General features: G+C 56.7%; 6 protein-coding genes and 1 pseudogene. All 7 read left to right on the forward strand.

Annotated elements, in window-relative coordinates; translation table 11 throughout:
- The first annotated feature begins 61 nt into the window (after positions 1-61).
- Positions 62-3,193, forward strand: coding sequence for a hypothetical protein (locus tag HY298_14480; GenBank protein MBI3851462.1), 3,132 nt, complete (start codon positions 62-64; stop codon positions 3,191-3,193).
- Positions 3,194-3,249: 56 nt separating this feature from the next.
- A complete protein-coding gene (locus HY298_14485) occupies positions 3,250-3,885 on the forward strand; it encodes a response regulator transcription factor (GenBank protein ID MBI3851463.1) in 636 nt (211 codons plus the stop codon).
- A 303-nt stretch (positions 3,886-4,188) separates the two neighbouring features.
- Positions 4,189-4,866, forward strand: coding sequence for a hypothetical protein (locus HY298_14490; protein MBI3851464.1), 678 nt, complete (start codon positions 4,189-4,191; stop codon positions 4,864-4,866).
- Between the two features lie 14 nt (positions 4,867-4,880).
- Positions 4,881-5,885, forward strand: a complete 1,005-nt coding sequence (locus tag HY298_14495; protein MBI3851465.1) for a hypothetical protein — start codon at positions 4,881-4,883, stop codon at positions 5,883-5,885.
- A gap of 112 nt (positions 5,886-5,997) precedes the next feature.
- On the forward strand, positions 5,998-8,568 hold the full coding sequence (locus HY298_14500; GenBank protein MBI3851466.1) for a CSLREA domain-containing protein: 2,571 nt from the start codon (positions 5,998-6,000) through the stop codon (positions 8,566-8,568).
- Positions 8,569-8,636: 68 nt separating this feature from the next.
- Positions 8,637-11,180, forward strand: coding sequence for an SBBP repeat-containing protein (locus tag HY298_14505; protein ID MBI3851467.1), 2,544 nt, complete (start codon positions 8,637-8,639; stop codon positions 11,178-11,180).
- A gap of 387 nt (positions 11,181-11,567) precedes the next feature.
- Positions 11,568-12,691 (forward strand): annotated as a pseudogene (locus HY298_14510) (DUF1624 domain-containing protein).
- The last annotated feature ends 53 nt before the right edge of the window (positions 12,692-12,744 follow it).

Genomic DNA, 12,744 nt, shown 5'->3' on the forward strand with positions numbered 1-12,744 from the left:
CTTCAGTGGCTGCCGTGCACTGCTGATTTGGCGAGCACCAACATGGGTGCCGGCATTTTTCATGGCAGTCGTTTCCGTGATCACTGCGAATGCGAACGGCGTCCCCGGATACGGAATGCAGTTTTGGCAACGGCAGCACGGCCTGCCGGAAAACACCGTCAAGGCCCTTTACCAGACTCGCGACGGATACTTGTGGATCGGCACTTACTCGGGATTGGCGCGTTTTGATGGACTCAAGTTCACCGTCTTCAATCACGTCAACCTGCCGGGTTTACCCAGCGATGTGTGCAAGGCTCTGGTAGAAGACGGCGAGGGCAACTTATGGATTGGAACGGATAATGGTCTGGTGTGCTGGCAGGACCAAACGGTAAAGGTGTACACTACCAAGGACGGATTAAGCGGCAATGACATCCGATTGCTCTGTATTGGTCACCAAAACCGGCTGTGGATCGCCACAAGTCAGGGGCTGGACCGGTTCAGTGAAGGAAGATTCACAAGGTTGAATGCGCGGGATGGATTAAGCTTGGACTTCGTCGCTTCCATGTACGAAGACCCATCCGGGGCACTTTGGGTCAGCACCACTCGCGGCGTCGAGCGGTGGGATCCGGTCTCGGCGAGATTCAAGGACTGCGTGAACTACGCCACAACCGAAACCGACCATCCCCGACCCGGCCTTTGGAGTAATTGCCAGTTGAGCGGGAGGGACGGGACTGTCTGGCTGGGCAGCGTTCACTCGCCCGGAAGCAATTCTGACGGGTTGGCGCTGTTAGGTTGCACCAACGAGCCGGCAGTTCTGACTTCGAACCTGCTCTTTGCTACACCTGCGATGCTTTTCATCTACACTAATACGCCTGGCATTGTGAACGGCCCGATCCAGTCCATGGTTCCTGATCGCCAGGGCGACCTCTGGCTTGTTACCGAACGGAATGGGCTCCTCCGATTCCGCAACGGGCGCTTTGCTCACTTCGACAAGTCGGACGGTTTGCCAGACGTTTGGGGCCTAAGCATGTTGGAGGACCGAGAAGGCAATCTCTGGATTGGCACGCGAAGCGGCGGATTAAATCGCTTGCAGCCGCAGAGTTTTCAAGTGTTCACCATGGATAATGGCCTGCCACACGATAAAGCATGGACGATGTGCGAAAGCAAAGACGGGAGCGTTTGGTTGGGCACCGATGGCGGAGTCACTCATTGGCTAGACGGATGCATCACCAATTATATCGAGCAACACGGCCTGAGCTTCCCCGCAGTACGCTCGCTACACGAGGACAATGAAGGCACGCTTTGGATTGGCACCAGTTGGAGGCTGTTTTCCCTGCATGATGGCAAACTCACCAGCCATCGGCCAATCGCTGATCGCGAGGATTATAGAATTCGCGTCATCACCGGCGACCGCACCGGCAATCTTTGGATTGGTTGGGACAAAGGATTAATGCGATTCAGCCAGGGCCGCTGGCAGAATTTCACGACCAACGATTGGCTTTCCTGCAACGACGTGCGGGCCGTGCTGGAGGACCGGCACGGTGCGTTGTGGCTCGGCACGTTCGGCGGCGGGTTGAATCGCTGGCAAGACGGGAAAGTGACCGTGTTGACCACGAAAGACGGCCTCGCCAGCGATTTCGCCTGGACGCTCCATGAGGACGCCGACGGTGTGTTGTGGATCGGCACCGAAGGTGGACTTAATCGCTATGAGAACGGGCGGCTGACCACGTACACGACCCGCGAGGGCCTCTTCGATAACTTGATCAATCAAATCCTCGAAGACGACCGCGGCTATCTCTGGCTCAGTTGTGATCGCGGCATCTTTCGGGTGAGCAAACAGGAACTCAACGACGTCGCGCAAGGCAAGACGCGCTCTGTCCACTCGGTTGCCTACGGCGAGGCCGATGGCTTAATCAGTGTCGAAACCAACGGACGCAAAAGCCAGCCCGCCGGCTGCAAGACCCGCGATGGCCGACTGTGGTTTCCCACGGGAAAAGGAGTTGTGGTGATGGATCCAAGCAAGCTGGACTACGAGGAGATTCCGCCACCCGTGGTGATCGAAGAAGTTCAGGCCAACGGCCAGCTCATCTTCAGCAACAGCCGTGTAGCTTCCTCCCTCGCCGAGAATCCAGTAGCAGCCGACGTGAGTCAGCTCCATTACCCAAAGAATCAGAGCGGACTGACGTCCGCTGCTACGGCTTTGAAAGGATCGCCTAAATCTGAAATTCACCTGCCTCCCGGCGGTGCACATTTACTCGCCTTTCACTACACCGCCAACAGTCTCGCCGCGCCGGAAAAAGTCCGGTTCAAATACCGCTTGCTCGGGAGTCATTCGGATTGGATTGAGGCCGGGACACGGCGCGTGGCCCATTACACAGACTTGAGCCCGGGCCATTACCGCTACCAAGTCATCGCCGCGAACCAGCACGGCGTTTGGAATCAGACCGGTGCGAGCATGGCATTTTATCTCGCACCTTTTTTTTACCAAACCTGGTGGTTCTACGCGATTTGTGCCCTCGGTGTTGTGGTCGCCGCTTTCGCTGCCCACCGTGTGCGTGTGGGAGTAGTCCAAAGACTCGAAGACTTGGAAAAGGCAAAAGCCCTGGCAGATGCTCGGCTGAACATCGCGCGCGATCTCCATGAGAAACTTGGCGCCAAGCTGACACATCTCGCGCTTCTGGGTGACAGCCTCCAGCCGCAGATAGATTCACTGGCAGCGGCAGCCACACACGAAAGCGTGGCCGCCATGGCGCGCGACAGCGTTGGAGATCTTGGCGATCTGGTTTGGGCGGTTGACCCTCGTTGTGATTCGCTGGAATCGTTTGCCGCCTACATCATTCAATCCGTCGAGGAATACTGCGAGCAGAACAATATTTCGTGCTCGTTCGACATTCCCAAACAGTTGCCGGACGTGCCGCTTTCCACTGAAACCCGTCACGCGCTGCTCCTGACCGTGAAGGAAGTCTTGCGCGGCATCGCCGATTCCGGCGTCGCGACAAACCTCGCGCTCCGCATCGCTACGGAGGCCGCCGCCATCGTGATCGTGATTGAATCTCGCCACGGCGGTGCGGAAACCTCGCCCGTCGCGCTCGAGAATTCGCAAATCACTGCGGCGACCCGGCGCGTTCGCGCTATCGGCGGATCGTTCGAGGTTGAGTGCAGCGGCGTCGGCGCGAGGCGCATCACTATTCGCACCGCGATAGAGCGTCCTTGAACGATGAAAAATCAATGCTCAAAGTTGCACGTTGGAAAAGCCGGGCCGCACCTCGTATGACAATCAACGTCTGCATCATTGAAGACGACGATCCGCTTCGCCGGGCCTATGTCGCCATCCTGAACGGGACAGACGGCTTCCGATGCGTGGGTGATTTCCGCACCGCCGAATCTGCCCTCGAGAAACTGCCGCTTCTTAAACCGGACGTCGTCCTCGTGGATCTCGTGCTTCCCCACCAAGGCGGCATTGAGTGTATTCGGAAACTTAAGGTTACTCTTGGAGACGCCACGCGATTCCTCGCCCTCACTGTCACCCGCGATCCACAAACTATCTTCGCCGCGCTGGAAGCTGGCGCGAGCGGTTATCTGGTCAAAGGCCAACGCCCGGCGAAAATCCTTGAAGCCATTGAGGAGGTCCACGGCGGCGGCGCGCCCATGTCCAGCGCCGTGGCCCGGCTGGTCATCCAGTTCTTTCACGGGCGCGGACAAGCTTCCCGCGAGTTGGCCAGCCTGACGCCGCGCGAAGAAGAAATTCTGGGCCACCTCGCCGAAGGCCGTCACGACAAGGAAATCGCCGCCAAACTCGGCTGTCAGGTTCGCACCATTGCCGCCCATTGCCATAACATCTATGAGAAGCTCCACGTCCATTCCCGCGCCGCAGCGGTAGCCAAGTATCTCCGGCAAAAAGACTGACCACCTTCTCCTACGTTCAATGTTGGATGTTCGGTGTTCGATGTTGAACGTTGAATGTTGAAAGTTCAGTTGACCATACTTCCGCTCCTTCTAATCAAAACTGCCTAGAAAGCGCGACACGCGGGCGCTTTCGCCCTCCCGAATTGACAGTTCTGCCAATTGTATCCGCCAAAGGCTCTGCCCGATAATTAGTGACCGAACCCGACGCATGAAAAGTTCACGCTCAACTCCAACCCGAACCTCCCGGCCAGCGTCTTCGGTATGCAACCAAGGACTGCACAAACAACAGAAAGAAAACCGACCATGAAAATAACTCTCAACTCTCAATTCTCCCCAAGCCTCGTAGCAGCGGACGTGAGTCCGCTCGCTCATTCCGGAGAAGTTAGAGCCGACTCACGTCGGCTGCTGCGCCGGAAGGGCGCAGCCCTGCTGCTGGCCCTTTGCGGTCTGCAGCTCGGCGCGCTGCCCACGGCACGGGCTGTCATCCAATTTATTCTCCTTCTTGCAGCTCTCCTTCTGGCCGGATGCGCGACCCCACCCGGATCGAGCCTGGTCGAATCACCGGACGCCGCGGCGACGCCACCCAGCGGCCAGGCTCTCATTTTCATTGTGCGCACACCTAACTTCGTAGATTCCGCCACCAGTTGGATCATCGGCGTTAACGGAGAATACTTGGTGACCCTTTCCAATGGTCGCTACTATTCTTTCACGAACGCACCCGGAACGCTCAGTTTCTCGACACGCTTCGCGAACAGCGCACTGAATGTTGGACTTCTGACTCCTTTTAACAAGGCCCACGAGATCCTGACGCTGGATACTCAAGCAGATAGGACCTACTACCTCAAGTTTTTTGCTGGGACTCTAAAACAACTCCCACGGCAAGAGGGACAAATGGCTCTGGCCAAATGCAAAATGGCCGTCCCCGATCCAGCTCGGACGGGAAAAACGAACAACTTCAACTTAAAACGGTCGGACTCCTAACTCTCATCCCTATCATGAAAACAACTGTCAATGTTCAGCTTTCAGTCTTCACAAAATCCCAAAATGCGTCGCAACTGTTGTGCGTTATGGGTCTTCTGCTGGCCGCACAGTTCATGGCGCAGTCTGCGACCAACACCCTCTACGACCTCGCTGTCGCCAGCGTCAAAGCGCCCAAGACCATCAATCTCAAAGGCCCAGCCGCATCGTTGACCAGAATAGTGAAAGTTCAGATCCGAAATCTTGGTTCACAGGAAGCCAACATCCCGGATCTCGAAACGCTTGCGCAATTGGTCACGGTCCAAGTGAATGCGCTCGGGACATCGACATGCGAGACGCCAGTCGCCAACTTGATCATGGGACCGCCCAACAAACCGAAAGTGCTAAAGGTGGGCAAGAAACTGAACGTATTCTTCAACGTGATTTACGATTGCGCTGTCGACAGCGCCCAGGGCGCAGGCCACGAAGACTTCACCTACACGTCCACCGTACACAGTGATGTCCTTTACGGAACTGCAGACTCGCACCCAGCGAACGACATTTGCCCAAGGTCCTCGTGCGTCGCGCCAGTGTCGGATGTGGTTCTTGCGTCCGGTGGCGGTACTGCCCTCGATTTCATGAAGGCTGATATCAGCGGCGATTTCAATCTGAACTTCTCCACTCCAAGCAATGCGTTCCCCACGGCCACAATCACTTTGGGGACGCAGTCCATGTTCGATGTCGTGATTCACGGACAGGAGGCTTCCGGTAATGTGGCAATTTCCGTTGGCGCTGACGGTGTCACTGGTCCGGGCACTTACGCAATCACTTACGTCTCGTACGTGTCTCGCGAGCTGCCAGCCGCCGCTTACTTCGCCTACGGCATGGGCACTGTCACGTTTACCAAGGTCGATCTGGCGCAGCAAAAGCTGGTTGGCAAATTCAGCTTCAACGCCAGCAGATGGTTCCCCGATAGTTTTGGTTCGGTGAACGTGTCAAATGGATCATTCAGCATTTCAAAATTCGCTACCTCTCAACAATGATGAGCCTTGATTCACCTCACCGCTTCAACCGCGCCGCGTTGCTACCTGAACCGATGACCTCGGCGAATAGCCATCCATCCGAATCAAACCACGCTATAAAACGGAGCTAAACATGAAATCCCTTGGCAACATTCAACGCTCGACGCTGATCCATTCGTTCCAACAGGCCTTAGCCGCCTGCGGATTGCTGCTGCTGTTTTCCGCAGCTCAGGCCGCCACGCTCACCGTCACCAACCTCGATGACAGCGGGCCCGGCTCGCTCCGCCAAGCCATCGCCGACGCCGCGCCCGGCGACACCATTGATTTCGCCACGAATGTTACCGGCACCATCACGCTGACCAGCGGGGAACTGGTGGTCACCAACGACCTCACCATCAGCGGGCCGGGCGCGACGAATCTGACGGTCAGCGGGAATTTTACGAGCCGAGTTCTCTTGACCACCAATGGCAGCATAGCAATCTCAGGCGTTACAATCGCGAACGGTTACCTTCCGCCGAACGACGACTATCTCGACCCCAATTTCCGTGGAGCGGGTATCTACAACGCAACCACGCTGGTTATCAGCAACTGCGTTGTCAGCGGGAATACGAACCTCGCTCGCAATTTCGGCGGCGGGATTTGCAATATAGGCGCACTGACAGTGATCCGCAGCACCATTGCCAAGAATCATGCGGTGTGGGGCGGGGGGATCCAGAACGATCCTACCGTTGGTGGCTCCGGGACGCTGAAACTGATCGGGAGTGCTGTGGTCCAGAACACAGCATCTCAAGGGGGCGGGATTTCGGGCGGCGGGATCTGCGCGGTTACCAACGCCACAGTTTCCGAGAACTCAGCCTCTTTTCTAATTGGTGGTATATTTCAATCAGCCGCTCTCTACCTGCACAACTCAACCGTATGCTCCAACCATAGTCCAACAACCGCACCTTACCCGGCAGGAATTTGGCTCACAGATGGTGGAACGGCCGTAGTTGCTAATTCGATTATCGCTGGCAACGGCGAACCAACTTTCGATTTTCGCGGCCCCTTGGTTTCCCACGACTTCAACCTCATCGGCGACACCAACGGTGTGACCATCACCGGCGTCACCACGCACAACATTTACGGCCAAGACCCGTTGCTCGGCCCGCTGGCGGACAATGGCGGGCCGACCCCAACGCACGCGCTGTTGCCCGGCAGCCCGGCCATTGACCACGGCAGCAGCGGCGGCCTGGCCACCGACCAGCGCGGCCAGCCCCGGCCCTTCAACTTCCCCGCCTACTTCGACGCCGACGACGCCAGCGACATCGGCGCGTATGAATTGCAGGAGCGCGCCCAAACCGGCCCCGGCTTCACCGTCAACACTACCGACGATGCGGATGACGGCGTGCCCGGCATCGCCCACTGCTCCCTGCGCGAGGCCATCGCCGCCGCCAACGCCAATGCGGACACGAACACGATTGATTTCGCCGCCGAAGTCCCCGGCCTCCATACCGGCGTCACCGGCACGATCACGCTGACCAATGGGCAACTCACGATCACGAACAGCGTCAACATCAATGGGCCGGGCGCGGGAAATCTGACGGTGAGTGGGAATGATTCAAATCGGGTGTTTCTGATTACAAATAGCACTGTTGCTTTGTCTCAAATGTGCATTGCGAATGGAAACGCGGGAAACAGCACCGGCGGCGGTATCCGAATCAATCGAGGCCAAGTCACGGTCACGAGATGCAGCTTGGTAGGCAACAGAGCCTCAGAGGGAGGAGCGATTGCCGGTGCAATCAGTCCTTGGACGATCAATTTGATCGGTAGCATGATTTATTCAAACCACGCGACGAGCACAGGTGGAGGGGTCTACAATCCCGGAGGCGATCTGAATGTGCTCACCAGTTCCATCTTTGCAAACCAAGCGGGGAGTTTTGGAGGCGGAATCAATAACGGCGGGAATCTCACTTTGAGGAACTGCACAGTTTCGCAGAACTCTGTGATTTCGGGCGGCGGAGAAGGTGGTGGGATAGCAGCGCAAACTTTGAACATCATCGTCAGCAGTACCATATGCTCCAATTCTGCACCAGGCGCGGGTGGCGGCATTTACCTTCTGGGGAGTGATAGCTCTGATCAAGCTGTAATTTTGAACAGCATCATTGCCGGAAATAGCGCCTCTTCCGGGCCGGACTGTTACAGCGCACCCAAACCATTCAATTCACTCGACTACAACCTCATTCAAAACACCAACGGCTGCACAATCACGAACCTCACCGCCCACAACATTTACAACCAAGACCCGAAGCTCGGACCATTGGCCGACCTGGGCGGGCCGACGCCCACGCACGCGCTGCGCTTCGACAGTCCGGCCTTGGATGCCGGCCACAGCGGCGGCCTGACCACCGACCAGCGTGGTCTGCCCCGCCCCATTGATGATCCGACCACGCCCAATGCCGAGGGCGGCGACGGCAGTGACATCGGCGCTTATGAGGCCGATCCCAACCTGCGCATCACGTCCATTGAGAAACTCGGCGATGACATTCGCCTGCGTTTCAACACCGTCCTTGGCCGAACCTACGGCGTGGACAGTGAGAACAACCTGGACGGTTCATGGAGCACGCTCACCAACAACATTCCCGGCGACGGCAGCAGCGTGCAGGCGGTCGATACCGGCACCGCCAACGTACCCCGGCGCTTCTACCGCGCCGTGTTGTTGCCGTAAAAACAGATGTATGCCCCATCATTGCGATGTAACCGAGCAGAAACACACCATTCGGAAAGGAGTTCAACATGAACCGCACTCTCAACGCTAATCGCCAAGTGCGCACGCATCATCACAGCCTTATATTTGCGGCACTCTTGGCGATGCCTTTTCTCGCCCAAAGCCAGACGACGGCATGGATTAATCGCTATAACGGTCCAGGCGACGGCGATGACACCCCGGCCGCCATTGCCGTTGACACCGCCGGCAACGTGGTGGTGACGGGAAAGTCGGTTAGCACCAGCACAAATCTCAATCCCGACTACGCGACCATCAAATACTCCAGTGCAGGCGTACCATTGTGGACCAACTTCTATGACGGGCCGGTGAGTGGTTATGACGAAGCGACAGCAGTGGCGGTGGACGGTAGCGGGAATGTGTATGTGACGGGCTATTCCAGGTCGCGCTTTTTTAGTGACGATTTCGACTACGCGACGATCAAGTATTCCAGTGCGGGTGGTCCTTTATGGACCAATCGTTACGACGGGCCGGGGAACAACTACGATCAAGCGAATGCCGTGGCCGTGGACGGCAACGGGAACGTTTATGTGAGTGGGTATTCCGTGGGCGCTGGCACTGGTGACGATTACGCGACGATTGCCTATTCGAGTGCCGGCGTGGCGTTGTGGACAAACCGCTATAAAGCCGGGGCAACTTTCGATGGGCCAGACAGGGCTTATGCCATCGGGGTGGACACCAATGGGCACGTCTTTGTAACGGGCTATTCGTACAACAGCAACGGAGTGCCTGACCGTGCGACGCTAGGTTATTCAAGCGACGGAGTGCCGCTGTGGACCAACCGTTACGACCCAGCAGGAAGCAGTGCTGTCCCAGTGAATGCAATGGCGGTTGAGGTTAGCGGAAATGTCCATGTGACAGGTTCTTCGTGGAACGGTACTAATGATGACTACGTGACGATCGGCCACTCGAGTGCCGGAGTGCCGCTGTGGACGAACCGATACAATGGGCCGGGAAACGGCCCTGATGAACCAGCAGCTATTGCGGTGGACCGCAGCGGGAACGTTTTTGTAACGGGGCATTCGTGGAACGGCAGTTCCAATGCGATCGCGACGATCGCATATTCGAGCGCTGGAATGCCTGTGTGGACCAATCGTTACAGCGGCATCAGCGGCGCGTCGGCCTCGGCCTTGGCGGTGGACAGCAACGGAAACGTGTATGTGACCGGCTCTGCGTGGTATTATGATGGCAGTCAATTCCATTATGATTACGCGACAATTGCATATTCGAGCGCTGGTGTTGCGTTGTGGACCAATCTTTACAACGGACCGGGGGACGACAACGGACCGGGGAACGATTATGACCAAGCAAAAGGGGTGGCGGTTGACGCCAGCGGCAACGTATACGTGACCGGACAATCACTCGGCAGCGGCACCAATTATGATTACGCCACAATCAAGTATTTGCCTGTGCCGTTGTTGAGCATCCTGTCGGTGCGCCCGACAGCGCAATTTCCGGCGACCAACGGCACGGGCTACACGGTGAGCGTCGTCACCAATGGGACGAAGGTTGAACACCGCCTCTCGTTTGGCGGACACCATTTCCTTTCCCTCGTGAACGCCAGCGGCGCGTTTGCCATTCGACCTCATCCCGGCGTGGACCGCAACGGCTGGGGCGGCACGCTCTATCCACACCCATTTATTGCCGGAGCTGTGCTTACGAATGCTGTAATTGGAAACATTACGACGAACACCAACAATGTCTCCATCGCGGCTTCGGGGCCTGTTTCCTGGGGTACCAACGGTGATTCCTACGGCACGTGGACAAATTCCCTGAGCTTCTGGTATGACCCATTGAACAAAGCCGTCCACGGCACCGGCACGTGTTCCATCATGCTCACGGGTGTCCTAGCCAACACAGGACAAGACTTGAATATCTTCAAACTCGCCAACAATGTTCTCACCAATGTTCCATTACTGTTCGGCGGAACGAATGGCAACACAGGCGACATGTCCGCCGCCCGGTTTTTCCGGCACGACGGACTCACCAATGAATGGGATTTTCTGACCGATACGCAGCATTGCCCCGACCCGGTTACTTACGTGCTGGCCGTTGAAACAGACGGCGCTTTCAACCAAATCGACACTAGTGCTCAAAACCAGTGTCCCATCCAGGCCGCGTACAAACCCAGCTTCCGAGTTATTTTAACGTCTGAGGATGTAAACATTCCCATGAAATTCTGCGGCTTCTTCGACACTGCGGCTGCCACGAATTTCGCTTCCGACAACATTGGCATCAACGCAGTGGTACTAAAGCATTATACAGCTACTAACTACGCATTTGAGATTCTATTCGACTCAACTGCCATGCCGAACGATGGCGTTGGCATGGATGCAACTCTGTCGGCGACTTACAGCGGCACGAACGACCTGCTGGCCGTTTACTTTGCCGATTCGCTGCAGATGCCGTTTAGACGGCTCGTAGGCGCGTTGCCAAGGTTGAGTTCGGGCACGAACGTTTTTCGCGACACAATCGGCATCCCTTCTCCACCGTTCGAGGCTAAGCCGGTTCAGTCAGGGTTTTTCCGCGTGCAGACTCCGTGCAATGCCCCATGAGGAGGGAGGGGCATGCGGATTGGGCTTGCTCTGCGTTGGCCAAACCACAGCTCTCACACGCTCCCTAACGACGACTGGCCGCGCCAAATCGGGTGGCCCGACGCCTACGCACGCGTTGCGCCATAACGCCCGGCCCTGGACTCGGGCCACCGCAGCGATCTCACCACCGACCAGCGCGGTCTGGTCTGGCCGATTGATGATCGGAACTTTTCCCACCCGCACTGCACAGACATTGTTTGGGAGGCTGAACCTGCGTATCGCCGCCATTGAGAAGCTCGGTAACGACATTCGCCTGCGCGCAGCAAAGAAACACTCTTCCGTATCGATTTTCGCAAACAGAAATAGATTGAACCTACCGCGCAAAAGGGTTTTTCATCTTTCAAAACCATGAGCGATACAAATGTCACGCCGCCCGGCAAAACCCTCACGCCACGACTGCTATCCCTCGATGCGTTGCGCGGATTCGACATGTTCTGGATTGTCGGCGGGGAAGAAATTGTGCATGCGCTGCACAAGGTCAGTCAGACCGGATCGGTAAACTGGCTGGCTACGCAAATGAACCACGTGAAGTGGGAAGGCGTTCACTTTTACGACCTGATCTTTCCGCTGTTCGTCTTCATCGTCGGGGTGTCGATGACTTTTTCCCTGGGCCGGATTGTGCAGGAGTCGGGAAAGTTTGCGGCGTTCAGACGGATTTTCTGGCGCGCGCTTTTGCTTTATCTGATCGGGATTTTTTACTACGGCGGATTTTACAACGGCGCGGAAAAAATCCGCCTGCTTGGCGTCCTGCAACGCATTGCGCTCTGCTACCTTTTGCGGGGATGATTTTTTGCACGTTCAAGCTGCGGGGCATGATCATCACTTGCGTTTCGCTGCTGGTGGTTTACTGGGCGCTGATGACGTTTGTTCCGGTGCCGGACGTGGGCGCGGGGAATTTTCAGGAGGGCGCCAACCTCGCCAATTACATCGACAAGCAATATCTCCCGTTGCGCAAGTGGGACGGCGACCACGATCCCGAAGGATTGTTGAGCACGCTGCCGGCAATCGCCAACTGCCTGCTCGGGGTTTTTGCCGGACTGCTGTTGAAAAGCAAATCCATCGGCGAACAGAAGAAAGTCGTCTGGTTGTTGGGCGCGGGCGTGGCCGGAGTCGTGGCCGGACATTTGTGGGGACTGCAATTCCCCGTCATCAAAAAAATCTGGACCTCCTCTTACGTGCTGGTCGCCGCAGGTTACAGTTGTGTTTTTCTGGCGGTGTTTTATCAGATCATCGAGGTCTGGAGATTTCAGAAATGGGCGATGCCGTTTGTGTGGATTGGCGTGAACCCAATTACAATTTACCTGGCGCACAATCTCATCGACTTCGAAAAACTGGCGAACCGGTTTGTCGGCGGCCCGATCAAGGCCGGGTTCGGCGATTACGGAGAACTGTTGGTGACGGTGATTGTGATCGGCATGAGTCTTCTGATCGTCCGTTTCCTTTACCAACGAAAAATCTTTTTGCGGTTATAGTTGGAGTTCAGCCTCCAGGCTGTTTGCGCGGACGAACCCACTGAATGGTGAAC

This window comes from Verrucomicrobiota bacterium (assembly GCA_016200005.1).
Lineage (GTDB): Bacteria > Verrucomicrobiota > Verrucomicrobiia > Limisphaerales > PALSA-1396 > PALSA-1396.